The organism is Micromonospora sp. LZ34 (assembly GCF_052981855.1).
Genome location: NZ_JBRIQN010000017.1, coordinates 16044 through 41957, shown reverse-complemented (window position 1 = coordinate 41957; position 25914 = coordinate 16044). Strand labels below are relative to the sequence as shown.

21 protein-coding genes are annotated in these 25914 nt (G+C 74.7%); 12 read left to right on the top strand and 9 right to left on the bottom strand.

Going from position 1 to position 25914, the window contains the following annotated elements; all coding sequences use genetic code 11:
- Positions 1-159 precede the first annotated feature (159 nt).
- The 9 genes from ACVCAH_RS19150 to ACVCAH_RS19110 all read left to right on the top strand — a co-directional run bounded on the left by ACVCAH_RS19150 (position 160) and on the right by ACVCAH_RS19110 (position 11800).
- Positions 160-1239: an endonuclease/exonuclease/phosphatase family protein gene (locus ACVCAH_RS19150; RefSeq protein WP_447137530.1), complete on the top strand. Its 1080-nt coding sequence runs from the start codon at positions 160-162 to the stop codon at positions 1237-1239.
- Between the two features lie 80 nt (positions 1240-1319).
- Positions 1320-2540, top strand: coding sequence for a PP2C family protein-serine/threonine phosphatase (locus tag ACVCAH_RS19145; RefSeq protein WP_447137529.1), 1221 nt, complete (start codon positions 1320-1322; stop codon positions 2538-2540).
- Positions 2541-2593: 53 nt separating this feature from the next.
- Entirely contained in the window at positions 2594-4168 is a 1575-nt protein-coding gene (locus tag ACVCAH_RS19140) for an FMN-binding glutamate synthase family protein (protein WP_447137528.1), read from the top strand.
- A gap of 56 nt (positions 4169-4224) precedes the next feature.
- Entirely contained in the window at positions 4225-4749 is a 525-nt protein-coding gene (locus ACVCAH_RS19135) for a GNAT family N-acetyltransferase (protein ID WP_447137527.1), read from the top strand.
- 38 nt (positions 4750-4787) lie between these two features.
- Positions 4788-5159: a hypothetical protein gene (locus ACVCAH_RS19130; protein ID WP_447137526.1), complete on the top strand. Its 372-nt coding sequence runs from the start codon at positions 4788-4790 to the stop codon at positions 5157-5159.
- 113 nt (positions 5160-5272) lie between these two features.
- On the top strand, positions 5273-6460 hold the full coding sequence (gene dinB / locus ACVCAH_RS19125) for a DNA polymerase IV (RefSeq protein WP_447137525.1): 1188 nt from the start codon (positions 5273-5275) through the stop codon (positions 6458-6460).
- Between the two features lie 153 nt (positions 6461-6613).
- Positions 6614-8470, top strand: a complete 1857-nt coding sequence (locus ACVCAH_RS19120) for a GH39 family glycosyl hydrolase (RefSeq protein ID WP_447137524.1) — start codon at positions 6614-6616, stop codon at positions 8468-8470.
- Positions 8471-8711: 241 nt separating this feature from the next.
- Positions 8712-10271 (top strand): GH39 family glycosyl hydrolase, encoded by a 1560-nt coding sequence (locus ACVCAH_RS19115; RefSeq protein WP_447137523.1) that lies wholly within the window; start codon positions 8712-8714, stop codon positions 10269-10271.
- Positions 10268-11800: an alpha-amylase family glycosyl hydrolase gene (locus ACVCAH_RS19110; RefSeq protein ID WP_447137522.1), complete on the top strand. Its 1533-nt coding sequence runs from the start codon at positions 10268-10270 to the stop codon at positions 11798-11800. The genes ACVCAH_RS19115 and ACVCAH_RS19110 overlap by 4 nt, the downstream gene beginning before the upstream one ends.
- Before the next feature lie 58 nt (positions 11801-11858).
- Here ACVCAH_RS19110 and ACVCAH_RS19105 read toward each other — a convergent pair whose 3' ends face one another.
- The 5 genes from ACVCAH_RS19105 to ACVCAH_RS19085 are packed head-to-tail and all read right to left on the bottom strand — an operon-like array spanning position 11859 to position 18468.
- The gene (locus tag ACVCAH_RS19105) at positions 11859-13748 is read right to left on the bottom strand and encodes an ABC transporter ATP-binding protein (protein WP_447137521.1); all 1890 of its coding nucleotides are present in this window, start codon (positions 13746-13748) and stop codon (positions 11859-11861) included.
- 1 nt (position 13749) lies between these two features.
- The gene (locus ACVCAH_RS19100) at positions 13750-14679 is read right to left on the bottom strand and encodes an ABC transporter permease (protein WP_447137520.1); all 930 of its coding nucleotides are present in this window, start codon (positions 14677-14679) and stop codon (positions 13750-13752) included.
- A 31-nt stretch (positions 14680-14710) separates the two neighbouring features.
- Positions 14711-15706, bottom strand: coding sequence for an ABC transporter permease (locus tag ACVCAH_RS19095; RefSeq protein WP_447137519.1), 996 nt, complete (start codon positions 15704-15706; stop codon positions 14711-14713).
- A gap of 60 nt (positions 15707-15766) precedes the next feature.
- Complete coding sequence (locus ACVCAH_RS19090) at positions 15767-17440, bottom strand: ABC transporter substrate-binding protein (protein WP_447137518.1); 1674 nt, start codon at positions 17438-17440, stop codon at positions 15767-15769.
- Complete coding sequence (locus tag ACVCAH_RS19085) at positions 17437-18468, bottom strand: LacI family DNA-binding transcriptional regulator (protein ID WP_447137517.1); 1032 nt, start codon at positions 18466-18468, stop codon at positions 17437-17439. Before ACVCAH_RS19085 ends, ACVCAH_RS19090 begins: the two co-directional genes overlap by 4 nt.
- A 119-nt stretch (positions 18469-18587) precedes the next feature.
- On the opposite strand from ACVCAH_RS19085, the gene ACVCAH_RS19080 reads away from it, so the two are divergent.
- On the top strand, positions 18588-20996 hold the full coding sequence (locus tag ACVCAH_RS19080; RefSeq protein WP_447137516.1) for a beta-galactosidase: 2409 nt from the start codon (positions 18588-18590) through the stop codon (positions 20994-20996).
- 6 nt (positions 20997-21002) lie between these two features.
- Here ACVCAH_RS19080 and ACVCAH_RS19075 read toward each other — a convergent pair whose 3' ends face one another.
- Complete coding sequence (locus ACVCAH_RS19075) at positions 21003-21242, bottom strand: hypothetical protein (protein WP_447137515.1); 240 nt, start codon at positions 21240-21242, stop codon at positions 21003-21005.
- 179 nt (positions 21243-21421) lie between these two features.
- On the opposite strand from ACVCAH_RS19075, the gene ACVCAH_RS19070 reads away from it, so the two are divergent.
- Positions 21422-22294, top strand: a complete 873-nt coding sequence (locus ACVCAH_RS19070; RefSeq protein WP_447137514.1) for an alpha/beta fold hydrolase — start codon at positions 21422-21424, stop codon at positions 22292-22294.
- Here ACVCAH_RS19070 and ACVCAH_RS19065 read toward each other — a convergent pair.
- The 3 genes from ACVCAH_RS19065 to ACVCAH_RS19055 are packed head-to-tail and all read right to left on the bottom strand — an operon-like array spanning position 22291 to position 24358.
- A complete protein-coding gene (locus tag ACVCAH_RS19065; protein ID WP_447137513.1) occupies positions 22291-23013 on the bottom strand; it encodes a class I SAM-dependent methyltransferase in 723 nt (240 codons plus the stop codon). The genes ACVCAH_RS19070 and ACVCAH_RS19065 overlap by 4 nt on opposite strands.
- Positions 23010-23687: a TIGR04282 family arsenosugar biosynthesis glycosyltransferase gene (locus ACVCAH_RS19060; RefSeq protein WP_447137512.1), complete on the bottom strand. Its 678-nt coding sequence runs from the start codon at positions 23685-23687 to the stop codon at positions 23010-23012. The genes ACVCAH_RS19065 and ACVCAH_RS19060 overlap by 4 nt, the downstream gene beginning before the upstream one ends.
- The gene (locus tag ACVCAH_RS19055) at positions 23684-24358 is read right to left on the bottom strand and encodes a glycosyltransferase family 2 protein (protein WP_447137511.1); all 675 of its coding nucleotides are present in this window, start codon (positions 24356-24358) and stop codon (positions 23684-23686) included. Before ACVCAH_RS19055 ends, ACVCAH_RS19060 begins: the two co-directional genes overlap by 4 nt.
- A gap of 146 nt (positions 24359-24504) precedes the next feature.
- Here ACVCAH_RS19055 and ACVCAH_RS19050 point away from each other — a divergent pair, with 146 nt between their 5' ends.
- Positions 24505-25899: a hypothetical protein gene (locus tag ACVCAH_RS19050; protein WP_447137510.1), complete on the top strand. Its 1395-nt coding sequence runs from the start codon at positions 24505-24507 to the stop codon at positions 25897-25899.
- Positions 25900-25914 lie beyond the last annotated feature (15 nt).

The following is a 25914-nucleotide window of genomic DNA, read 5'->3' as shown; positions in this document are numbered from 1 at the left end:
GCCGCCCCACTTCCAGGCGAGCGCCGCCCGCCGCCGCTGACCGCCCGCCGCCGGCGATCCGCAAACCGGCCGATCGGGCGTATCCGGGACGGCCGTCGTGGCGCTACCGTACGGCAGGCTTCCGCTACGCGGATCTCCGGCGAGGATAGGACCGGCGCGATGGACGTTACGGCACGCCTGCACCGACTGACCCGGCTGCTCATCGCCGCCGCCCTGGTGGCAGCCGGCCTGGGCCTGGTCGCCCCGCCCGCGCAGGCCCAACCGGGCGCCAAGATCACGGTGATGACCCGGAACCTCTACCTCGGCGGCGACCTCACCCCGTCGATGACGGCGCCCAGCCTGCCGGCGTTCCTGGCCGCGAACGCGGCCCTGCTCAGTCACGTCGACCTGGTCGACTTCCCGGCCCGGGCGAAGCTGATCGCGGCGGAGATCCGCGAGCACAAGCCCGACCTGGTCGGCCTGCAGGAGGTGGCGCTCTGGCGGACCGGTCCGTTCGGCGACCCGGCGCCCGCCACCACGGTGCGCTACGACTACCTCACGCTGCTGATGGCCGAGCTGAATGCCGACGGCCACCGCTACGACGTCGCCGTGGTGCAGGACGAGGCGGACCTGGAGGCACCGGCCGGGGCACCGCACACTGTGGACGTTCGACTCACCATGCGGGACGTCATGCTGGTCCGCCACGGCGGCCGGGTGAAGGTGACCGGGACGTCCTCGGGGAACTTCGTCGCCAACATGGTGACCCAGCTGCCGGCCACCGGCGGCAGCGTGACCAGCACGCGGGGCTGGACGGCGGTGGACGTGGTGCACGGCCGGCGCGCCTTCCGCGTGGTGAACACCCACCTGGAGGCGTTCCACCCCGGCGTCCGGGTGCTGCAGGCCGAGGAACTGCTGCGCGGCCCGCTGGCCGTCCCGGGCCGGGTGGTGCTGATCGGGGACCTCAACACCGGGCCCGAGCTGCCGGTGCCGGCGAACCGGCTCGCGTACTTCGCGCTGGTCGCCGGCGGCATGGTCGACACCTGGCCGATCCTGCACCCCGGCGACCCGGGCTACACCGCGGGTCTCGGCGACGACCTGACCGAACCGGCCGACGACGTCGAGCACCGGATCGACATGGTGCTGGTCCGCGGCCCGGTGGTGCCGGTGGCCAGCGAGGTCTTCGGCACCGACCGGCGGACGGCGGACGGCCGCTGGGCCTCCGACCACCTGGGGCACGTGGCGATGCTCGCCCTGCCGTGAACCAGCCCGCCGGGCCCTCGCGGCTCCCGGCGCAGCAGGTCAGACGCGTCGCCGTAATGCCGCGAGACTAGGATCCTTTCGTGGTCGACACAGGGCTCATCCAGGACGACGAGCGGCTGCGCCGCATCGAGGCGGTGACGGACGCAACGCTGTCCCGGCTCGACGTCGCCGACCTGTTCGACGAACTGCTCGAGCGGGTCCGGGACCTGCTGGGCGTCGACACCGCCGCGATCCTGCTGCTGGACGCGCACGCCCGGCAGCTGGTGGCCACCGCGGCCAAGGGGTTGGAGGAGGAGGTCCGGCAGGGTTTCCGGGTCTCCATCGGGCGGGGGTTCGCCGGCCGGATCGCGCTGACCCAGCGGCCCGTGGTGATCGCGGACGTCACCCCGGGCGAGGTGGTCAACCCGGTCCTCCTGCAGATCGGCCTGCGGTCCCTGCTCGGCGTGCCGATGTTCGCCCGGGGTCAGGTCGTCGGCGTGCTGCACGTGGGGACGCTGCAACCGCGCAACTTCACCGACGACGACGTGCGCCTGCTCGAACTGGTCGCCGACCGGGCCAGCCTGGCCAGCCTGGCCCGCTCCGACAACCTGGACCACAACGCCGCCCTCGCCCTGCAACGCAGCCTGCTGCCCACCAAGCTGCCGGAGGTGCCGGGGCTGGACATGGCGGCCCGGTACGTGCCCGGCCACGTCGCCGGCATCGGCGGCGACTGGTACGACGTGTTCCCGCTCCCCTCGGGCTGGCTCGGACTGGTCATCGGCGACGTGTCGGGCCACGGGCTGCAGTCCGCGGTGGTGATGGGCCGGGTCCGCAGCGCGCTGCGCGCGTACGCGCTGGTCTGCGACGAGCCGGCGGAGGCGTTGAGCCTCCTCGACCGCAAGGTCGCTCACTTCGAGGCGGGCAGCCTGACCACGGCGCTCTACGCGATGATCTCGCCGGACCGGTCGACCGTCCACCTCTCCACGGCCGGGCACCTGCTGCCCGTACTCGCCGCTCCCGGTGCGCCGGCCACGCTGGTGACGGCACACGTCGACCCCCCGCTGGGCACCGGCCGGCGGCCGCCACCCCGGCGGCAGACCACGATGCAGCTGCCGCCCGGGGCGGTGCTGGTCTGCTACACCGACGGGCTGGTGGAACGGCGCGGCGAGCTGATCGACGCCGGGGTCGAGCAGTTGATCGGCGCGGTCCGGCCCGCACCGGCCGAGGAGGTGTGCTCCACCATCATGAGCAGCTTCGGCGTCGAACGCCCCAGCGACGACATCGCCGTGCTGGCCGTCCGCCGCAACCCGACCGGAGGCTGACCCGGGCACGCCGGGCCGTTTGACCGGCCGCGATCGCGGAAAGAGTGGCGGGCATGAAGTGGGCCAGTCGAGCCGTACCCGCCGTCGCCGCCGCCGTCGCCGCCCTGGCCGCGCGGGACCTCCTGCAACGCGACCACGCGCTGCTGCGCAACTTTCCGGTGCTCGGGCGGGCCCGTTACCTGCTCGAGGCGATCGGGCCGGAGCTGCGCCAGTACATCGTGGCCGGCAACAACGAGGAGCGGCCGTTCACCCGGGATCAGCGGCGCTGGGTGTACGCGTCGGCGAAGGGGCAGAACAACTACTTCGGCTTCGGCACCGACAACGACATCGAGTTCACCCCCGGCTACCCCATCATCAAGCACCGCACGTTCGGTCGGGCCGTGCCGCCGTCCGCGCCGGCGGCCGGGCACGACGTACGGCTGCCGTGCGCCAAGGTGCTCGGCGCCGCGCGGGGCCGGGCCCGCGCCTTCCGGCCGGAGTCGGTGGTGAACATCTCCGGGATGAGCTTCGGGTCGCTGTCCGGCAACGCGGTCGAGGCGCTGAACCGGGGCGCGGCGCTGGCCGGCTGCCTGCAGAACACCGGCGAGGGAGGGCTGTCGCCGTACCACCGCAAGGGCGGTGACCTGGTCTTCCAGATCGGCACCGCGTACTTCGGCTGCCAGGACGAACACGGCCGGTTCAGCCTCGAGCGGCTCAAGGACCTGGTGGCCGGCGCGCCGGTGCGGGCACTGGAGGTGAAGCTGAGCCAGGGCGCGAAGCCCAGCCTCGGCGGGCTGCTGCCGGGGGCCAAGGTGTCGGCGGAGATCGCCGCCACCCGCGGCGTCCCCGAGGGGCAAGACTGCGTCAGCCCGTCCCGGCACGCCGAGTTCTCCGACTGCGACAGCCTGCTCGACTGGGTGGAGCTGCTGGCCGCCGAGACCGGGCTGCCGGTCGGCATCAAGTCCGCGGTGGGCGACCTCGACTTCTGGGAGGAGCTGGCCACGCTGATGCGCGACACCGGCCGGGGCGTCGACTTCGTCACCGTCGACGGTGGCGAGGGCGGCACCGGCGCAGCACCGCTGATCTTCACCGACTCGGTGTCGCTTCCCTTCCAGCAGGGATTCGCCCGGGTCTACCGGGTCTTCGCCGAGCGCGACCTGAACGAGCAGGTGGTCTTCGTCGGCGCCGGCAAGCTCGGCCTGCCCGACAACGCCGTGGTGGCCTTCGCGCTCGGCTGCGACCTGGTCAACGTCGGCCGGGAGGCGATGCTGGCCATCGGCTGCATCCAGGCGCAGAAGTGCCACACCGACACCTGCCCGACCGGCGTCGCCACCCAGAACGCCTGGCTCGCCCGGGGCCTGGATCCGGCCCTGAAGTCGGTGCGCGCGGCGAACTACGTCCGGACGTTGCGCCGGGACCTGGTGAAGGTGGCCGAGGCGTGCGGGGTGGAACACCCCGGGCTGATCTCCACCGAGGCCGTCGAGGTGCTCGACGGGCGCACCGCCTCCACCCCGCTGCGCGAGGTGTACGGGTACCGGCCGGAGTGGGGCCTGCCGTCGCCGGCGGACCAGGCGGAGATCGTCCGGCTGATGACCCCGGAGGCGCCGCAGGGCGACTCCGCCCCGCCCTCCGCCACCGCCGTCGGCTGACCGGCCGGGCGCGGAAATCCGTCGCGCCCGGCCGACACGAGCCCTATGGTGGCGCGGTGTTGATCAGACGCGAGAGCCCCGACGACGCCGCGGCCGTACGGGCGGTGCACACCGCCGCCTTCGCCAAGGCGGACCAGCCCGACGCCGTACCGGTGGAGGCGACCCTCGTCGACGCGCTGCGCGCGGACGACGGCTGGCTGCCGCCGCTGTCCCTGGTCGCGACGGACCCGGACGGACAGGTCGTCGGGCACGTGGTGTGCAGCCGCGGTCGGGTGGCCGGCGAGCCGGTGGCGCTGGGGCTCGGGCCGCTCGGGGTGCTGCCGGCCTGGCAGCGCCGCGGCGTGGGCAGCGCGTTGATGCACGCCGTGCTCGGCGCGGCGGACGCGCTCGACGAGCCGCTGGTGGTGCTGCTCGGCCACCCCGACTACTACCCCCGGTTCGGTTTCCGGCCGGCGGTGGAACTCGGCGTCACCCCGCCCGGACCGTGGGGGCCGCCCTACTTCATGGCCCGCCCGTTGAGCGCCTGGCGGCCGTCGATCCGCGGCGAGTTCCGGTACGCGGCACCGTTCGAGGATCTCTGACCTTCCGCCCGGTGACCGATTGTTGCATTCTGGTTGCCATGGGAGAGGTGCTGCCGATGCCCGGCTTCGGTGACCTGTTCGCCGACACCCGGGGCGACGACCGGACGATGCGGGTCAGCTACCACCCCGACCGGGGCGCCGTGGTGGTGTCCCTGTGGAACGGCACGGTGTGCCGGGGTTCCTTCCGGATGGCGGTCGGCGACGTGCCGAAGCTGCTGTCGCTGCTCGCCGAGATCAGCGCGGCCGCGGCGCCCCGGCCGCACCGGGGCGGCCCGGCCATCGGCGACGGCGCCCACGCGACGGCGGTGGTGCCCGCCCCGAGCCCCGCCTCCGTCGAGCAGACCGGCGAGATCGCCGGCCCGGCGCACCGCGCGGCGCTGCCGATCGTCCCGGCGCCGCGGGTCGCCTGAGCCGGGCCGCCCGGCGGCCGGCGAGCCGCCCGGTGACCGGGCGCCCACACCGAACTCGTCGATGTTCCGGCAGGTCAGTGCCGGATTCGCGGCGCCCGTGCGAACATATGTTCGTGTCGCCCGAGGCCACCATCCTGCACGCCGACCTCGACGCGTTCTACGCGTCGGTCGAGCAGCGGGACGACCCGCGCCTGCGCGGCCGGCCGGTGATCGTCGGCGGTGGGGTGGTCCTCGCCGCCAGCTACGAGGCGAAGGCCCGGGGCGTCCGCAGCGCGATGGGCGGCCGGCAGGCCCGCCGGTTGTGCCCGGAGGCGATCGTCGTGGCGCCGCGGATGTCGGCGTACACGGCGGCCAGCCGGGCGGTGTTCGAGGTCTTCCGGCAGACCACCCCGCTGGTCGAGGGGCTCTCGGTCGACGAGGCGTTCCTCGACGTGGGCGGCCTGCGCCGGCTGGCCGGGCCCCCGGCCGACATCGCCGCGCGCCTGCGCCGCGAGGTGCGCCACCGGGTGGGCCTGCCGATCACGGTGGGCGTGGCCCGGACGAAGTTCCTGGCCAAGGTCGCGAGCGGGGTGGCCAAACCGGACGGCCTGCTGGTCGTCCCGCCCGACGGTGAGCTGGCCTTCCTGCATCCGTTGCCGGTGGAGCGGCTGTGGGGTGTCGGTCCGGTCACCGCGGCGAAGCTGCGCGAGCGCGGGATCCGCACCGTCGGCCAGGTCGCCCGGCTCGGCGAGGCGACCCTGGTCTCGCTGCTCGGCTCGGGCGCCGGCCGGCACCTGCACGCGCTGGCGCACAACCGCGACCCGCGGCCGGTGCAGGTGGGCCGCCGGCGCGCGTCGATGGGGGCGCAACACGCCCTCGGCGGCGCGGCGCACTCGCCGGCCGACCTGGACGCCGTCCTCGCCGGTCTGGTCGACCGGGTGACCCGGCGGATGCGCGCGGCCACCCGCAGCGGGCGGACGGTGACGCTGCGGCTGCGCTTCGCCGACTACACCCGGGCGACCCGCTCGCACACCCTGCCGAAGCCGACCGCGGACACCCAGCCGCTGCTGGCCGCCGCCCGGGCGTTGCTGCGCGCGGCGCTGCCGGAGATCGACCGGCGGGGGATCACGCTGATCGGCGTCTCGGTGGCCAACCTGGACGGCGGGCACGTGCAGCCGCCGTTGCCCTTCGAGCGGAACCCGGGCGCGGATCTCGACGCCGCGGTCGACGCGGTGCGGGACCGGTTCGGATCCAGCGCGCTCACCCGGGCGGTGCTGCTCGGGCGCGAGCCCGGGCCGGAGATGCCGCGCCTGCCGGACTGACCCCCGCGGCGGCACCGGCGCTGCGGCGCCCGCCCCCGGCGACCGAACCTGATCAGCGGGCCGGAAAAAGTGCCGATCGCGGGGGCGCGACCGTCGCAGAAACCGGTTACAGTGCTCGGACCGGACCACACGACACACCTGGAGGTGCCCCCGGTGACGAGCACCAGCGACCACCAGCCGGCGAACGCCCGATCCGACTGGGATGCGCGGATCGCGTTGCGCAGCGACGAGGAGGGCACCTCGAGCGGGACGCCGGCCCTCGCGCCGCCCGACGGTCTGACCGCGGTCGCCGGGGTCGGTCACGTCCGGCTGTCCTGGTCGGCGGTGCCCGACGCGATCGGCTACCTGGTGCACCGGGCGCCGCTGCGCGACGGCGTCCCGGACGGCGAGTTCGCCCCGGTCGACCACCTCGGCGGTGACGTCCTCTCGGTGCCCGACACGTGGTACGTCGACACCACCGGCGAGCCCGGCCGGCCGTACGCCTACGCGGTGGCCGCCGTCCCCGAGGTCACCGTCACCGGCCCGCTCAGCACACCGGTGACCGCGGCGTCGCTGCCGCCCGGCGACGCGGCGCCGACCGTCGCCCTGCGCGTCGACGCGAGCGCGGACGGCGTGCCGCTGCCGCGGCCCTGGCAGCCGATGATCGGCAGTGAGCGACTGTCCCAACTGCTGTGCACGGACACCTCCGGCGGCCGGGAGATCGGCGGTGAGCTGCTCGCCGCGCTGCGCCGCATCCGCGACGAGATCGGCGTCGAGGCCGTCCGGGCACACTCGATCCTCCATGACGACCTCGGTGTCTACCGGGAGGTGGACGGGGAGCCGGTGCACGACTTCACCGGCGTCGACCGGGTCTACGACCTGGTCCTCGCCGTCGGCCTGCGGCCGGTCGTCGAGATCGGCTTCATGCCCCGCGACCTGGCCAGCGACCCGGAGCGGACGGTCTTCGAGTACCGGGGGGTCATCTCCCCGCCGAAGGACTGGCAGCGCTGGGCGGAGCTGGTCCGGGCGCTGGTCCGGCACCTGCTGGACCGGTACGGCGAGGCGGTGCTGGGCTGGGACTTCGAGGTGTGGAACGAGGCCAACCTCGAGGTGTTCTGGTCGGGCACCCGCGAGGAGTGGATGCGGCTGTACGACGTGACCGCCCAGGCGGTCAAGGACGTCGACCCGCGCATCCCCGTCGGCGGGCCCTCGTCGGCCGCCGCCGGCTGGGTCGACGCGCTGCTCACCCACGCCCGGCGCTCCGGCGCGCCGGTCGACTTCGTCTCCACGCACACGTACGGCAGCCCGCCGCTGGACCTGCGCCCCACCCTGCGCCGGCTCGGCTTCCCGCAGGCGAGGATCCTGTGGACCGAGTGGGGCGTCACCCCCACCCACTTCCACCCGGTCAACGACGGCACGTCGGCGGCGACCTTCCTGCTCACCGGGATGCGCTCGGCCGCCGGCCGGGTCGAGGCGCTGTCCTACTGGGTGGCCAGCGACCACTTCGAGGAGCTGGGCCGCCCGCCGCGGCTGCTGCACGGCGGGTTCGGCCTGATCACCGTTGGCGGCATCGCCAAGCCCCGCTACCACGCGCTGCGCATGCTCAGCCAGCTCGGCGAGACGGAGCTGCCGGTCCGGGCGTCCGGGGACGGCGCCGACGGGCTGGTGCAGAGCTGGGCCAGCCGACGCGCCGACGGCAGCCTGGCCGTCCTCGTCTGGTGCGCCACCCTCGACCAGTCCAAGCGGGACGGTGACCCGGCCCTGGCCCGGCAGGTCCGGCTGGTCGTCGAGGGAGCGGCCGGCCGGACCGTCACGGCGACCCGGCTCGACCGCGAGCACGGCGACATCACCACGCTGGCCGACCGGCTCGGCGTCACCGGATGGCCGGCCGACGAGCAGTGGGACGCGCTGCGCGCCGTCGACACGCTCCTGGTGGAAAAGGTCGACGCCGGCACCGAGGGCGGGGCCGCAGTGGTGGAGCTGCGCCTGCCCCAGCCGGGCGCCGTGCTGGTCGAGGTGGCCGGGAGCTGAGCGTGCCCTCCTCGCCCGCACCCGGAACGCGCGTGTCCACCGCGGTCGGCGGCGGGGTCCGGGTACGGGCCGGCCGCGGCCAGGTCGACGTGGACTGGGATCCGGTGCCCGGCGCCGCGGGCTACCTGGTGCACCGCGCCGACGGCGACGGGGCGTACCGGGTGGTCGACCATCGCGGCGGTGACCTGCTGGCGGTGCCCGGCCGCCGTACGCCGACACGACGGTGGACCCGGGACGGACCGTGCGGTACGCGGTGCGCCCGGTGTTCGACCCGGACCGGCCCGACGACGCTCCGCTCGGGCAATCGTCGGCGCCGGTCGCCGCGCTCGCCGGCGGGGACGGCCTGGTGACGGTGACCGTCGACGCCGCCCGCCGGGTCGGGCCGGTGCACCGGCCCTGGCGCGACATGGTCGGCTCCGAGCACCTGAGCCTGCTGCTCAGCACCGACCGCGTCGGCGGGGAGCGGATGGGCGACGGCCTGGCCGCCGCACTGGGCCGGGTGCACCGCGAGCTGGGCGTGCGGCGGGTCCGCGCGCATGGCATCCTCGGTGACGACCTGGGCGTCTACCGGGAGGTGGACGGCCGGGCGGTGCACGACTTCACCGGCGTCGACGCGGTGCTCGACGCGCTGGCGCCGACCGGGCTGCGGCCGGTGCTGGAGCTGTCGTTCGTGCCGCGGGCGCTGGCCCGCGACCCGTCCACGGAGATCACCGCGGCGGGCGTGGCCAGCCCGCCCCGGGACTGGGACCGGTGGGCGGCGCTGGTCGGTGACCTGATCCGGCACCTGCGAACCCGGGTGGGCGACGCGGAGCTGCGCAGGTGGGCGGTCGAGGTGTGGAACGAACCGGACCTGGACTGCTTCTGGACCGGCACCCGCGAGGAGTACCTGCGGATGTACGACGTGACGGCCCGGGCGGTGCGCGCCGCCTGCCCCGGGCTGCCCGTCGGCGGGCCGGCCACCGCGGCGACCAGGTGGATCGAGCCGTTCCTCGCCCACGTCGACGCCTCGGGCGCCCCGCTGGACTTCCTCTCCACCCACGTCTACGGCAGCCCGCCGCTGGACCTGCGCCCGGCCCTGGCCCGGCACGGCCGGGCCGACACCCCGCTGCTCTGGACCGAGTGGGGCCCCTCCCCCACCCACTTCGCGCCGGTCAACGACTCGGTGCTCTCGGCCGCCTTCGTGGCGACCGGGATGCGGGAGGCGGCCGGCCGCGTGGAGGCGCTGGCCTGCTGGGTGGCCAGCGACCACTTCGAGGAGCTGGGCCGCCCGCCCGCGCTGCTGCACGGAGGGTTCGGGCTGCTGTCGGTCGGCTGCCTGGCCAAACCCCGGTTCTGGGGGCTGTGGATGCTGGAACGGCTCGCGCCGGTGCAGCTGGCCACCCGACTCGACGGCGACGGTGCCGGCACGCTGGTGCGCGCCTGGCCGTCGGTGGATCCGGAGACCGGACGGGTCGCCGTGCTGCTCTGGAACGGCACGCTGGACCAGGGCGTGCTGGACCGGCCGGCGCAGCGCGAGCGGCTGGGCCGCGCGGTCCGGCTGCGCATCGACAGGCTGCCGGCGGGCGCGTACCGGGTGCGGCACCGGCGGCTGGACGACGAGACGTCGAGCCTCGCCGCGACCGCCCGGCGGCTCGGCGTCCGCGACTGGCCCACGCCGGCGCAGTGGGCGGCGCTGCGGGCCGCCGACCACCTCGCCGACGCGGAGCCACCGCGGACCGCCGCGCCCGACGGCGGGACCCTGCGCCTGCCGGTGACCCTGCCCATGCCGTCGCTGTCCCTGCTGGAGCTGACCCCGCGATGACCGGCACCGCACCGTGGTGGCGCGAGGCCGTCACCTACGAGGTCTACCTGCGCTCCTTCGCCGACGCCGACGGCGACGGCCTGGGTGACCTCGCCGGTCTCCGCGCCCGGCTGCCCTACCTCGCCGCGCTCGGCGTGGACGCGGTGTGGGTGACGCCGTTCTATCCCAGCCCCGACCACGACGGCGGCTACGACGTCTCCGACCACCGCGCCGTCGACCCCCGCCTGGGCACGCTGGCCGACGTGGACGCCCTGCTCGCCGACGCGCACCGGCTCGGCCTGCGGGTGCTGGTGGATCTGGTGCTCAACCACGTCTCCAGCGCGCACCCGTGGTTCGTCGCCGCCCGCGCCGCCGGCCCCGGCGCACCGGAGCGCGGCCGGTTCCACGTCCGGCCCGGGCGCGGCCCGGGCGGCGCCGAGCCGCCGACCAACTGGCCGTCCATCTTCGGCGGCTCGGCCTGGTCGCCCTTCGGCGACGGCGAGTGGTACCTGCACCTGTTCGACGTCGAGCAACCCGACCTGCGCCACGAGCACCCGGAGGTGGCCGCCGACGCGCTGGCCACGCTGCGGTTCTGGCTGGACCGGGGGGTCGACGGGGTGCGCTTCGACGCCGCCGGCTCGCTGTCCAAGGACCCGGCCTACCCGGACCTGCCACCCGGCTGGCGGCCCGGCGACCCGTCGCCGTACAGCGACCGGGACGAGGTGCACGAGCTCTACCGGGGCTGGGCGCGGGAACTCGCCGACTACCCCGGCGACCGGCTCGGAGTGGCGGAGACCTGGGGCGGGCCGGATGTGCTCTCCCCCTACCTGCGCCCGGACGAGCTGGGCCAGGCGTTCGCGATGGATCCGCTCTACTGGCCGTTGCGGGCCCGGTCGTGGCGGGACGGCATCGAGGCGCTGCTCGCCGCCACCACCCGGCACGGCCGGCTGCCGACCTGGGTGCACGGCAGTCACGACGTGTCCCGGGCGGCCGAGCGGTGGGGGCCGGACGGGGCGCGGGCGGTGCTGCTGCTGATGCTCGCGCTGCCCGGCGCGGTCTACCTGTACGCCGGCGACGAGCTGGGCCTGCCCGAGGTGCCCCTGGCCGACCACGAGATCCGCGATCCGGTGTTCCGCCGCTCGGAGGGCGCGGAGCGGGGGCGCGACGGTGCCCGGGTGCCGCTGCCGTGGACGCCGGGCCCCGCCCCGTACGGCTTCGGGCCGGCCGGTTCGACGCCCTGGCTGCCCCAGCCGCCCGGCTGGGGCGCGCAATCGGTGGCCCGCCAGCGCGGCGACCGGGCCTCCACGCTGTGGCTGACCCGAGCGGCGTTGCCGCTGCGCGAGGCCTGGTGGCGGGGGCGACCGGCCGAGCTGACCTGGCGGGACGCGCCGGCGGAGTGCCTGGCCTTCCGGCGCGGCGGGCCGACCTGCCTGGTGAACCTGGGGCAGGTGCCGGTCGACTGGCGCCCCTACGGCGAGCGGCTGCTGCTGGCCAGCGCCACCGTGGCCGACGACAAGCTGCCCGGCCGGTCGACCGCCTGGCTGGCCTGACCGGTCCGGGCCGGTCCCGCGGTGAGGCGGGCTCGGCCCGGCCGGGCGGCCGTGGCGCTCAGGCGGCCGACGAGGTCTCGCTGCCGGCGGCCTTCGCGAACGGGTTCGGGATCGAGTCGAGCAGCAGGCGGGTGTAGTCGTCGCGGGCGGCCCCGATCACCTCCCGGGTCGGGCCGCGCTCCACCAGGACACCCTGGTTGAGCACCAGCACCTCGTCGGCGAGCAGCCGGGCGCTGAGCAGGTCGTGGGTGATGTAGAGCATGGCCAGCCGGCGGGTGCGGACCAGTTCGCCGAGCAGCTCCAGGATCTCCGCCCGGATCGACACGTCCAGCATGGAGATCGGCTCGTCGGCGATCAGCACCCGCGGGTCGGGCGCCAGCGCCCGGGCGGTCACCACCCGCTGGCGCTGCCCGCCGGAGAGCTGGTGCGGCAGCTTGTCGAGGAACTGCCCGGCCGGGGCGAGCCCCACGCTCTCCAGCAGCTCGGCCGCCCGGTCGCGCACCGCGCCGCCGCGCAGGCCGGCGAAGTTGACCAGCGGGCGGGACAGGGCGTACGCAACCGTGCGGGTCGGGTTCAACGCACTGAACGGGTCCTGGAACACCATCTGCACGTGCCGGCGGTAGGCGCGCAGGGCCCGGCCGCGCAGCCGGTCCACCCGGGTCGGGCCGTCGTCCCCGCCGGTGAACCGGACCTCGCCGGCGGTGGGCCGTTCCACTCCGGTGACGATCCGGGCGATCGTCGACTTGCCGCTGCCGCTCTGCCCGACCAGGGCGGTCACCGTGCCGGGGCGCAGCTCGAACGACACGTCCCGGACCGCGACGACGGTGCTGGTGCGCAGCCCGCGCCGGCTGGTGTAGCGCTTGCTCACCGCGTCGACGGTGAGCACCGCGGGGGCGCTCTCGGGCGCGGACGCACGGGCTGGCGCGGCGGTGGCCGGGAAGTGGCTGCCCAGGGTGGCCGGGGCGTCGGCCGCGCCGGGCGCCACCACCGGCAGCCGGTCCTCCTGGGCGACCAGGCAGCGGACCAGCCCGCCGTGGTCGGGCAGCAACTCCGGGTGGACGTCGCGGCAGGCGTCCTCGGCGTGCGGGCAGCGCGCGGTGAACAGGCACCCGGCGTGCGGCCGGGACAGGTCCGGCGGGCGGCCGGGGATGTAGCTGACCCGCACGTCGGGCAGGCGCGGGTCGGCGTACGAGCCGAGCAGGCCCCGGGTGTAGGGGTGGCGCGGCTCCCGGAGCATGCCGGCGGCCGGCCGGTCCTCGACGATCTCGCCGCCGTACATCACCATCACCCGGTCGGCCATGTCGAGGACGGTGCCGAGGTCGTGGCTGATGAACAGCACCGCGAAGCCGAGTTCGCGGCGCAGCTCGGCCAGCCGGGTGAGGATGCCGCGCTGCACCACCACGTCGAGGCCGGTGGTCGGCTCGTCGAGGAGGACGAGCTTGGGTCGCAGGGCGAGGGCCAGGGCCAGGGCGACCCGCTGCTTCATGCCGCCGGAGAGCTCGTGCGGGTACGCCTTGAGCACCCGCCGGTCCAGGGCCACCAGGTCGAGCAGTTCGGTGGCGCGTTCGGTGACGTCACCGGGCACCTTGTGCGCGGCGAAGGTGTCGGCGAACTGCGCCTGCACCCGGATCACCGGGTTGAGCGAGTTCATGCTGCTCTGGAACACCGTGGACAGCTTGGTCCAGCGCAGGGCCCGCAACTGCTCCTCGTCCGCGGCGGTGACGTCGACGCCGTCGAAGGTGACCCGGCCGCCGGTGATCCGGGCCGGCGGGGACAGCAGCCGCAGCACGGCGTTGCCAAGCGTCGACTTGCCGCACCCGCTCTCGCCGAGCAGGCCGACGAACTCGCCCTCGGCGATCCGGAACGAGACGTCGTGCACGGCCCGGTTGGCCGGCAGGTCGCGCGGGGTGTAGGTGACGGAGAGGCGGTCCACCTCGAGCAGGGTCATCTCAGTCCTCCCGCAGGTGGGGGTTGCTCAGCGCGTCGATGCCGAAGTTGATCAGCGTGAACGAGGTGATCAGCAGGGACAGCGCCAGACCGGGGGCGACCAGCCAGGCCCACTGGCCGGTGAGCAGCGCGCCGCCGAGGCTGGCCTGGTTGAGCATGGTTCCCCAGCTGACCGTCTGCGGGTCGCCGAGCCCGAGGAAGGCCAGGCCGGCCTCGCCGCCGATCGCGCCGAGCGCGGCGCCCATGAAGCCGACCACGATCAGCGAGGTCATGTTGGGCACGATCTCCCGGGCGATGATCCGGGCGGTGCCGTCGCCGGCGAACCGGGCCGCGGTGATGTAGTCGCGGGTGCGCAGCGTGATGATCTGCGACCGCTTGATCCGGGCGCCGTAGGCCCACCCGGTCACGCTGATCACGATGATGATCAGCCACAGCCCCCGCACCGGGGCGTACGCGGCCAGGGTCACCATCAACGGCAGCGCCGGCACGACCAGGCCGAGGTTGATCAGGAAGGACAGCACCTCGTCGACCCAGCCCTGCAGGTAGCCCGCGGTCAACCCGATGACCAGCCCGATCAGCGTGGAGAGCGTACCGGCGGCGAGGCCGACGACGAGCGAGGTGCGGGCGCCGACGATCAGTTGGGAGAAGACGTCCTCGCCCTGGGCGGTGGTGCCGAGCCAGTGGCGGCCGGTGGGGCCGAGCGAGGTCGGGAAGCCGTCGTCGCGCGGGTCGTACGGCGCGACCAGCGGAGCGAAGAGCGCGACCAGGATGAACGCGGCGAGCATCAGCAGCCCAATCCGGCACTTGCGGTTGCGCCAGAGGATGACGAACCAGCCGGGCAGGCGGCTGCCACGGGCGAGTTCCGTGGCGGCGGTCTGGACGCCCTCGGTGTCCGTACCCGGTGCCGGTACGGCGGGAGCGGGCGTGCTCACGCGACCTCACCCCGTTCGTCGTGGCCCGTTCTCATACCGACTCCACCTTTCGCACCCGGGGGTCGAGGAACCCGTACAGGAGATCGGCGAGGAAGTTCGCCACCAGCACACCGACGGTGGTGAACAGGAAGATCGCCTGCATCAGCGGGTAGTCCCGGCTGGACACCGACTCCAGCAGCAACCGGCCCATGCCGGGATAGTTGAAGACCGTCTCGACCAGCACGGTGCCGCCGAGGATGCTGCCCAGCGCGATGGCGAAGCCGGTGACGTTGGGCAGGATCGCGATCCGCGCGCCGTAAGTGATGGCGATCCGTCGCCGGGGCAGGCCGCGGGCGACGGCGAGCCGGGTGTGGTCCTCGCCCAGGCTCTGCACCATGTTGTTGCGCATCCCGATGATCCAGCCGATCGGTCCGGTGATCAGCAGCGCCACGGCGGGCAGCACGCTGTGCTGGAAGGCGTCGGAGATGAAGATCCAGCTCCAGCCCGGTGTGCTGCCGCCGCCGTAGCCGCCGCGCTCGGGGAACCAGCGCAGCGTGATGGCGAAGACGTAGATGAGCAGCAGGGCGAGCCAGAAGAACGGCAACGTGCCGAGGAAGGTGGAGCCCAGGGTGATGACCGAGTCGACCCGGCTGTTGCGGCGGTACGCGGCCCAGGTGCCGAGCAGGGTGCCGACCACGAACGAGATGATCTGGGTGACCCCGACCAGGATCACCGTCCACGGCAGCGCCTGCCCGATCATGTGCGTGACGCTGTACGGGAAGTAGGTGTAGGAGACCCCGAAGTCACCCTGCACCACCGCGCCGAGGTACTGCACGTACTGCTCGAAGAGGTTGCCGTCGGGAGCGCCCAGCATGGTCCGCACCGCCGCCACCTGGGCCGGGTCGACGCTCTCGCTCTGCCCGGCCAGCCGGGACACGATGGCTTCGGCCGGGTCGCCGGGCTGCAGCCGGGGGATCAGAAAGTTGAGGGTGACGGCCGCCCACAGGGTGCCGAGGAAGAAGGCGAAGCGTCTGGCGAAGTAGGCCACCCGGGCCATCCCTTCCGGGGACGGGGCCGGCCGGCGCCCGGGGCGCCGGCCGGCCGTCGGCTACTTGGCGGTGGTCCCGGCGGGCTGCAGGTTGGTGATGATCAGCAGGTTGTCGCTGGGCGCGGCGTACGGGTTCTGCTCGTTCGGCCAGCCGGTCGCCTTCGCGGTGCGGTACTGGAACCACTTGGCGCCGTACCAGAGCGGGATCATCGGCACCTGGTCGATCATGACCTTGGTCAGCTCGGCGACGGCCGCCTTCTGCGCCGCCTCGTCCGTGGCGGTGCGCAGGGTGTCGATGAGCTGGTCGGTACGCGGATCGTTCCAGCGGACGAAGTTGCTGACCGCCTTCTTCCCCACCGGCGCGGACTGGTCGCTGGCCAGCGGCTCCTGGAAGTTGCGGAACATGTTGCAGCTTCCGCCGTGCACGCCGAGCACCATGTCGTAGTTGCCGATCGCCCGGTCGTTCTCGTACGCCTCGGGGGTGGGCGTCTCGGCCCGTACGGTGAAGCCCAGCGCCGTCAGGTTCGCCACGATGATCCGCTGCGCCTGCACCCAGTCGGTCCAGGAGCCGGGCACCCGGAAGCTGAACTCGATCGGCTTGCCGTCCTTGCCCACCCGCTTGCCGTCGCCGTTGCGGGGGTAGCCGGCCGCGGTCAGGTCGGCGTCGGCCTTGGCCGCGTCGTAGCCGACCACGCCCTGGTTGGGAATGTCCTCGGGCAGCCAGTCGGCCTGCCCGGGCACCACCAGACCGGTCTGGCTGGCGGGCTTGACGTAGCCGAGCTGCGCCTTGTCCACGATCTCCTGTCGGTTGAAGGCGGGCACCAGGGCCTTGCGGAAGGCCGTGTCGTTGAACGGCGCCCTGGTCAGGTTCATGTAGACGCTGATGGAGCCGCCGGAGGGGTACCAGTACTTGTTGTGCTCCGGGTCCCGGTCGACGTACGCCTTCTTGATGTCCGGCACGAACATCGCGTTGGTGTCGTACTCGCCGCGGCTGAGTTTGAGCTGGTCGATCTGCCCGCCACCGTCGGCCTTGTGGAACCGGAGTTCGTCGACCTTGACCTTGTCGGCCTGCCAGTAGCCGGGGTTGCGGCCGAGCGTCAGCTGCTGCGGGTTGAACGCCTTGACGGTGAACGGCCCGGTGCCGACGGGCTTGTCGGCGTTGGCGAAGGTCACCGGGTCGGCCACGGTGGACCAGACGTGCTTCGGCACGACCTTGATCTCGCTGAACAGCGTGAACGCCGCCGCGCCGGGCTGGGTGAACCGCATCGTGACGGTCCGCGGGTCGGTCGCCTCGACCGCGCTGAGGTACCGCCAGATGCCCTTGACGTCCAGCGCCTTGTGCTGGCGGAGCATGTCGTAGGTGAAGACGACGTCGTCGGCGGAGAACGGCTTGCCGTCGTTCCACGTCACCCCGTCCCGCAGCTTCCAGACGAGCGTCTGCGGGTCGGTCCAGCTCCACTCCGTGGCGAGCCAGGGCTTGGCCTGGCACCCGTAGTTGTCGTAGGTGATCAGCTGCTCGAAGAGGTACTCGGTGGCGCCGAGTCGGCTGGCGTCCAGGTAGGGGTTGTAGTTGGCCTGCGGGTTGCTGCCGCCGCCGAAGTCGCCGTAGTCGAGGAAGGCGATCCGGCCGTCGGTGCCGGGGCCGGACTGCTGCTCGGTGCCGGTGCAGGCGGTGGCGGCCAGGGTGACCACCGCCGCCAGCGCGCCGAGCCGGACGAGTTTCGATCTCTTCACTTGCCGGTACCTCCAGTGGGGGTGCTCGTCGGGCAGCCGCAGCTGCGCCGCACGACGAGTTCGGTGGGGAGGACGATGCTGTCGGGCGCCGGGGCGCCGGGGGAATCGACGGCCTGCAGGATCAGCCGGGCGGCCTCCGCGGCCAGGTCGCGCACCGGTTGACGGACGGTGGTGATCGGGGGCGAGACGAGCGCGGCCATGGGCGCGTCGTCGAAGCCGGTGATGACGAGGTCCTCGGGTACCCGCAGGCCCCGGCCGAGGGCGCCGACGAGGGCGCCGAGCGCGATCTCGTCGTTGGCGCAGACGACGGCCTGCGGGGCGACGCGGTCGCGCAGCAGCAGCTCCGCGGCGAGCACCCCGTCGGGTTGCTGCATGGCGACCCGGACCGGCTCGTCGGGCGGGGTGAGGCCCAGCTCCCGGTGGGCGGCGAGGAAGCCCGCCCACCGCTCGCTGACGTCGGGGGACCCGTCCGGGTTGCCGACGAAGGCCAGGTCGCCCAGGCCGTGGTCGACCAGCAGGTGCCGGGTCAGCCGGGCCATGGCCGGGCCGTTGTCGACGCTGACCGAGGGCACGGTCGCCGGGCCCCGGCCGGCCAGGACGACGACCGGGACCATCTCGGCCAGGCGCAGCAGCGCCGGTTCGGAGATGGTGCCGCCGATGACCGCGACACCGTCGACGCGCCGGGCCATCTCCAGCACCTGGTCGTCGGAGTCCTCGCGCAGGTGGGTGCAGAGGATGTGCACGCTGGCCCGGGCCGGCACGGCTTCGGATTCGAAGCCCTGGATCAGCTCGGTGAAGTAGGGACCGGACAGACCGGGGAAGACCAGGCCGAGCGCGCCGTGCCGGCGGGCGGCCAGGGCCCGGCCGAGGTGGTCCGGCCGGTAGCCGTGCTTCTCGATGGCCTCGAGAACCCGGCGGCGCATCTCCTCGGACACCTGGCCGGTGCCGTTGGAGACCCGGGACACCGTGGCGACCGAGACCCCGGCCAGCCGGGCGATCTCCCGAACCGTGACCCGACTGTTGCCCATGGCTCCCTCGATCCGTAACGTGCGGTTAACAGAAACCGGTTTCAGGCACCATAAGCAGGCGCGTGCCAGATCACAAGAGGGCCGCCCGAGAAGTCGGCCGAGAGGGAGAGACGCACCGCATGTCGCGAGTTGTTCTGCAGGACCGCAGGATCGTCGTCGACGGCCGGCCCCGGCTGCTGCTCGCCGGGGAGGTGCACTATTTCCGACTACCCGGGGCACAGTGGGCGAACCGGCTCGACCGGCTCCGCGAGTGCGGCGCGGACACGGTGGCCACCTACGTGCCGTGGCTCTGGCACGAGCTGCCCGACCGCGGCGTCGACCTCACCGGTCGTACCCACGAGCAGCGCGACCTGGCCGGTTTCCTGGACCTCGCGCACGCCCGCGGCCTGCACGCGGTGGTCCGTCCCGGCCCGTTCGTGATGGCCGAGCTCAAGAACGAGGGCATCCCCTACCGGGTGTACGACGAACACCCCCAGCTGCTGCCGACCACCTGGGACGGCGCCCCGATCCCCAGCCGCACCGTCGACTACCTGGCCCCGGAGTTCCTGGCCGCCGCCGACGGGTGGTACGCCGAGGTGATGCCGGTGATCGCCGAGCGGCTGGCCGACCGGGGTGGGCCGGTGATCGCCGTGCAGCTGGACAACGAGGTCGGAATGCTCTCCTGGGTCACCAACTCCCCCGACCTCACCGACGGGCTCTGCGCCGACCTGAGCCGGTGGGCGGTCGACCGGTACGGCGCGGACGGTGCCGCCGAGCGGATCGGCGCCGACCCGGGTGACGCGGCAGCCTGGGCGACCGCGCTGCGGACGCCGGCCGAGCCGCGGTCACTCGCGGTCCACGACGACCTGGGCCGCTACATGCGCGACCGATACCGGCGCTACGTGGCGGCGCTGCGGGCCTCCGCCGAGCGGCACGGGGTGCGCGGGGTGCCGTTCCTGGTGAACGTGCACGGCACCGGCGGCGGACGCGGGCGCACCTTCCCGATCGGGATCAGCCAGCTCTTCGAGGCCTACCGGGGCCAGCCGCAGGTCACCTCCGGCTCCGACTACTACCTCGGCGACCTGACCGTCACCAACGTCGCCGACCTGTACGTCTGCAACGCCTTCCTGGCCGCCGTGCACGACGCCGACCAGCCGCTGACCTCGCTGGAGTTCGAGGCGGGCAACGGCGACTACGGCCAGGACCTGTCCACGCTCTATCCGCCGGAGGCGGTGGAGCTGAAGACCCGGCTCTGCGTGGCGCAGGGCAACCGGCTGCTCAACCTGTACCTCTTCACCGGCGGCTACAACCCCCCGCTGGCCGAGCCGGTGGGCGACGGCAACGACCGGATCGCGTTCACCGGCGAGCGGCACGGATTCGCCGCGCCGGTCGACCCGGAGGGTCGGCTCAACCCGACCTTCGCCGCGGCCCGGCGGGCGCTGCACGCCGTCCGCGGCGTCGCCGACCTGCTCGCCGACTCCGACGAGGAGGACGACGGGTTGGCGCTCGGCTTCGTACCCGATCACTACCTGACCGAGTACCGCCATCCGGCTTCGGCGTCGCGGGCCCGGCAGGTGGCCGACCTGGAGCGGTTCCGCGGCATGGGCCCGCGGGACGTGCTGGCCCGGGCGCTGCTGCTCGCCGGCTTCTCGTTCCCGGCGGTGGACCTCCAGTCGCCGCTGCCGCCCGCCACCCCGCCGGTGATCGCGCTCGGCAGTGCGGCCACGCTCGGCCGGGACGTGCAGCAGCGACTGGTCGACCACCTGCGTGGGGGCGGCCGGCTGCTGCTGCACGGGGTGCTGCCCGAGCGGGACCACGACGGCACGCCGTGCACCCTGCTGGCCGACGCGCTCGGGCTCACCGTCACCGGGCGGGTCGACGACGGGCCACACTCCTTCCCGTCGGTGGTCGGCCACGGCTGGGCGGCGGGCCGGGCCGAGGCCCGGGTCGGCTATGCCCAGCGGCTCGCCGGGGCGACCGCCGAGCCGGTGCTGACCGAGGTCGGCTCCGGGCAGCCCTGCGCGGTGGAGGTCGCCGTCGGCGCCGGCCGGGCCCTGGTGGTCGCCGCCGACGTTCCGTGTGACCTGGACTTCTGGCGCGGCGCGGTGGAGCGGCTCGGTGCCCGCCCCCGGCTCGCTCCCGCGGCGGACTCCCCCGGCCTGGTGCTGACCTCGACCGTGGACCGGGCCGGGCAGCGGCTGCTGCACCTGGTCAACGTGGCGCCCTCGGTGGTGACCGTCGCGTTGCGCTGGCACGGCACGCCGGTCCTGGCCGGCCGCCGGCTGCGGGTGCCGGCCCGGACCGGGCTGATCCTGCCGTACGGGGTGGATCTGGGCGCCGCGACGCTGGTGGAGTCGACCTGCGAGCTGGTGCGGCGCGACGGCGACAGCGTGCTGGTGCGCCCCACCCAGGGCGACGACGAGGTGGTGCTGGCCACCGAGCGGCCGGTGACCACGAGCCGGGGCACCGTGGCGGCGGCGCGCGGTCGGGTGACCGTGCGGCTGCCCGGTGATCCGGACGACGAGCCGGTCCGGATCACCGTGGGCTGACCGGCGCTACGACGCGAGCGGCGCCCGGTCGGTGGGCAGTTCACGCCAGCTCGGCTGGCTGCCCCGCCAGGCGCTGGCCAGGATCGCCGCGGCGGCCCGACTGGGGCAGCCCTGCACCCGGGACTTGCCGGAGGCCCCGCCGATCTGCGCCTGGACCTCCCAGCGCTGCCCGTCGGTGCGGATGTACACGTCCCGGCGACCGCGGGGGGTCGGGTCGCCGTTCCACCAATGCTGCTCGAGGTTCACAAGCCCGACGGTAGAGCACGCGGCGCATGAGCAGTAGTGGGGGCTGCCGGGATTCCCGCCCGTCGCGGCCCCGACGCGGCAGTACAAGCCGGCCCGACCCCGCCCGAGCGGCGCCGCGTCCCGGCGCCCCCGCGATCGACGCCGGGTCGCCGTCCTGGGCGTTGCGTCGTTGAACCGGCGTGTTTGACGGTTTCGAGGAGCTGGACGTCGCCACCGCGGACGGCAGCGTCCACGTCCGCCGGGGTGGCGACGGTCCGCCGGTCCTGCTGCTGCACGGCATGCCGGAGACCCACCTCATGTGGCACCGGGTCGCGCCGCGGCTGGCCGAGCGCCGCACCGTGGTCGCCACCGACCTGCGCGGCTTCGGCGACAGCGGCACCCCGCCGAGCGATGCGGACCACGCCCCGTACGGCATGCGCGCGATAGCCCGCGAACAGGTGGAGGTGATGCGGGCCCTGGGGCACGACACGTTCGCGGTGGTCGGGCACGACCGCGGCGGCCGCTGCGCGTACCGGATGGCGCTGGACCATCCGGACGTCGTCACCCGGCTCGCGGTGCTGGACATCGTGCCCACCGGCGACGCCTTCGACCGCGCCGACATGGAGTTCAGCCTCGGGTTCTGGCTCTGGTCGTTCCTCGCGGCGCCGGAGCCGGTGCCCGAACGACTCGTCGCCCGGGCCCCGGAGGTGATCGTCGACCACATGCTCGACGCGCTGTCCGAGGTGCCCGACGCGTTCCCGGCCGAGGTCCGCGCCGAGTACGTCGCGAAGCTGAGTGACCCGGCGCGGATCCACGCCGTCTGCGAGCAGTACCGCGCCGCCGCCACCCTGGACTACCGGCAGGACCAGGCCGACCGCGGGCAGCGGCGGATCACCTGCCCGGTGCTGGTGCTGTGGAGTCACGCCGGCCCCGTCGCTGCCTGGTATGAGCCGCTGGAGGTGTGGCGGGCGTGGGCCGACGAGGTGACCGGCTGCCCGGTGCCGGCCGGGCACTTCCTCCCCGAGGAGGCACCCGACGAGACGGCCCGGCACCTGCTGGCCTTCCTCGACTAACGCCCGATCCGTCCGTCCGGCACGGCGAGTTCGGCGAACCAGCGCCGGCCCGCCGCGAAGGTGTCCCGCACCGCGAGGTCGGACGCCCCGGCCACGCCGTGCACCGCGACCGTGTCCAGCCGGGCCCACCGGAACACCCCGCCGCGGCGCAGCACTCCGTCGGTCGACCGGGACGTCAACCGGGCCTGCCCGCGCCACAGGCCCGGCCCGGGCGGCTCGAGTTCGACCACCACCGTCCCGGTCGGGTGGACCAGGGTCCGGCACCGCCGCAGCAGCGCGACCGGGTCGCCACCGATGCCGATGTTGCCGTCCATCAGCAGGACGTGGTGCCACCGGCCCTCGGCGGGGAGGGCGGCGAAGACGCTGCGCCGGACGGCGACCGCGCCGCGGGCCCGGGTGAGCCGTACCGCCTGGGCGGAGACGTCCACGCCGAGCGCGCTGCGTCCGGCGCGGGCCAGCGCGATGGTGAACCGACCCGGCCCGCAACCCACGTCGAGCGTGGGGCCGTCGCACCGGGACACCACCGCCGCCGTCGCCGGCTCGGGCGGACCGTGCCACCGGCGTACGGGCAGCGGGAAGCGCCGGCCGTCGCTCTGCTCCAGCCAGTGGCTACCCGGGTGGCGGCGCAGGGCGGCGGCGAAGGCGGCACCGTCGGGGTCGTCCGCAACGGTGCCCGGGTCCACGTCGCGGGTGGGCGGCCCGACGGCGTGCACCGTCATCGGCGGCCGCCGGGAAGCAGCGGGCGCAGCGTCGCCACCTGGCGGGCGAACCGGCTTCCGCTGGCCTCGGCGGCCACCGCCAGCGCGTCCGGCCACTCGTCGACGTCGCGCAGCACGGGCAACGGCGCGGGTCGCAGCCCCCGCGCACCGAGGGCCGCCCGGGTGTGTCGCGCGGTGCGCGCGGTGGACATCGGCACGGTGCGCAGGGCGGCGGCGTGCCGCGGGTCGCGCAGCGCGAGCGCCCACCAGCCGCCGTCGACCGCGCGGCCGAGCGCCGCGTCGGCCGAGGCGAGCCGGCGGGCCGCGGCGTGCAACCGGGCGGGGGTCAGCTGCGGGGTGTCCATGCCGATCTGCACCACGGCGTGTCCCGGAAAGGACGCCGCCACGTCCGCGTGGGCGTTGGCCAGCCGGTCGCCCAGCCCCCCGCCCCGCTGGGCGAGCACGGTCCAGCCGGCCAGGGCAGCCGCCAGGTCGGTGCCGTGCTCGGCGTCGTCCAACCGGCCGGACAGGGCCAGCACGGGGATCGCGCCGGGCACGGCGCGGACCGCGTCGAGGGTGTCCAGCAGGGCCGCCGCGGCGATCCGGGCCGCCTGGGCCGGGGTCGCCGGCGGCGCCAGCCGGGTCTTCACCGCGCCCGGCACCGGCGCCTTGGCCATCACCAGCAGCACGGTCATCGCGGCCGGCCCACGGTACGCAGCACGCCGGCGAAGTCGCGGGTGGCGCGCAGGGTACCGCGTACCGACCCGGACACCTTGGAGCGGGTGCCGACGGCGCGCGGGGCGTAGCGCACGTCCTGCTCGTGGATGCGCCAGCCGGCGGCGGCGGCGCGGATCAGCAGTTCGAGCGGGTAGCCGAAGGCCCGGTCGGCGACGCCGAGGTCGAGCAGCGCGTCGCGGCGGGCGGCGCGGATCGGGCTGAGGTCCCGCAGCGGCACGCCCCGCTGCCGCAGCAGCGCCGCGATCAGGGCGGTGCCGGCGCGGGCGTGCCACGGCCACGCCCCGGCCGAGACCGGCCGGCGCCGTCCCACGCTCAGGTCGGCCGCCCCGTCGGCCACCGGCGCGACCAGGGCGGGCAGCTCGCCGGGGTCGAAGGAACCGTCGGCGTCGAGCACGCAGACCAGCTCGGCCTCGGCCGCCTCCAGCCCGGCGTGCACCGCGGCGCCGTAGCCGCGGCGGGGCTCGTGCACCACCCGGGCGCCGTACCGGGCCGCTACCTCCGGGGAGCCGTCCCGCGAGCCGTTGTCCACCACGATCGCCCGGTATCCCGGCGGGAGCGCAGTGAGCACACCGGGCAGGGCGGCCGCCTCGTCCAAACAGGGCAGCACCACGTCGATCCGTGTCGGCATACCGCCGACGCTAGGACGCCACCCGGACCCCGGTGGGCAGATCGGGCCTTACGGATCTGTTACCACCGGAACGGTTCTTACCGGACGATGACATTCCGGCCGTTCGCCTGTCACCGGTCCGGTGGACGCCGTACCGTCCGGTCGGCATGAGAACGACCACGAGGCCGCCGGACGCGCCCGGGCGGGCGCCGACCCGCCGGTGGCGCGGCGACCTGACCGTGCTCGGCGTCGAGGCGGCGCTGCTGGTCCTCGCCGTCGCGGTCGGCGCGGTCCTCAACGCCCGCGACGCGGGCCTGTACGCCGACGCCGCGCCGCTCTACGCGACCTGGCGTCCGCACCTCGGTTGGGGTACGCCGGTCGCGGTGCTGGTGGCCGTCGCGGTGGTCGGATCGGGGGTGCGGTGGGCGGCGGTCGCCCGCTGGGGCCCGCTGCTCGGCACCGCCTGGCTGGCGTCGACGGCCTGGACGCTGGCGCTGGCGCTGGTCGACGGCTGGTCGGCCGGACTCACCGAGCGGCTCACCGCGCAGGCGGAGTACCTGCACGAGGTGCCCGGGATCCGGGACGTCCCCGCGACGCTGGCCGGGTTCACCGGACGGATCCTGGACTTCCAGCCCGCCTCGTGGTCCACCCACACGGCCGGGCATCCGCCCGGCGCGCTGCTGTTCTTCGTCGGGCTGGACCGGGTCGGGCTCGGCGGCGGCACCGCCGCCGCGCTGGCCTGCGTGCTGGTCGGCACGACCGTCACCGTCTCCGTGCCGGTGGCGCTGCGGGCGCTCGGCGCCGAGCCGGCCGCCCGCGCGGTGCTGCCGTTCCTGGTGCTGCTGCCGGGTGCGGTGTGGGTGGGCGCCTCGGCCGACGGCGTCTTCACCGGCGTGGTCGCCGCCGGCCTGGCCCTGCTAGCGGTCCGCGGCCGGCTGGCGCCCGCCGCCGGTGGACTGCTGCTCGGCTGCGCGCTGTACCTGTCGTACGGCTTCGTCCTGGTCGGCCTGCTGGCGCTGGCGGTGCTGGCGCTGCGGCCGGCGGGCCGGGTCGCCGCCCTGTCCGCCGGGCTCGCCGGAGTTGCGGCCGTGGTGGTCGGGTTCACCGTGGCCGGCTTCTGGTGGTGGGACGGCTACCGGCTGGTGGTGGAGCGCTACTACCAGGGGTGGGCGGCCGAGCGGCCGTACGGCTACTGGGTCTGGGCGAACCTGGCGGCGCTGCTGCTCTGCGCCGGCCCCGCGGTCGGCCCGGCGCTGCGCCGGGCGGTGCGGGCCGGCGTGGTGGCGGTCCGGCCCGCGCTGCGCGGCGCCGGGCTCCGGCCCGCCGTGCGGGTGGTCGCCGCCCGGCCGACCGTGCTGCTGCCGCTGACCGCGGCGGTCGTGGTGCTCGCGGCGGACCTGTCCGGGTTGAGCAAGGCGGAGGTGGAGCGGATCTGGCTGCCGTTCGCGGTCTGGCTGCTGGTCGCCACCGCGCACCTGCCGGCCGCGAGTCGCCGCTGGTGGCTGGCCGGGCAGGCGGCGACCGCGCTCGCGGTCAACCACCTGCTCTGGACGGTCTCCTGACCCGGTCCGGTCGCC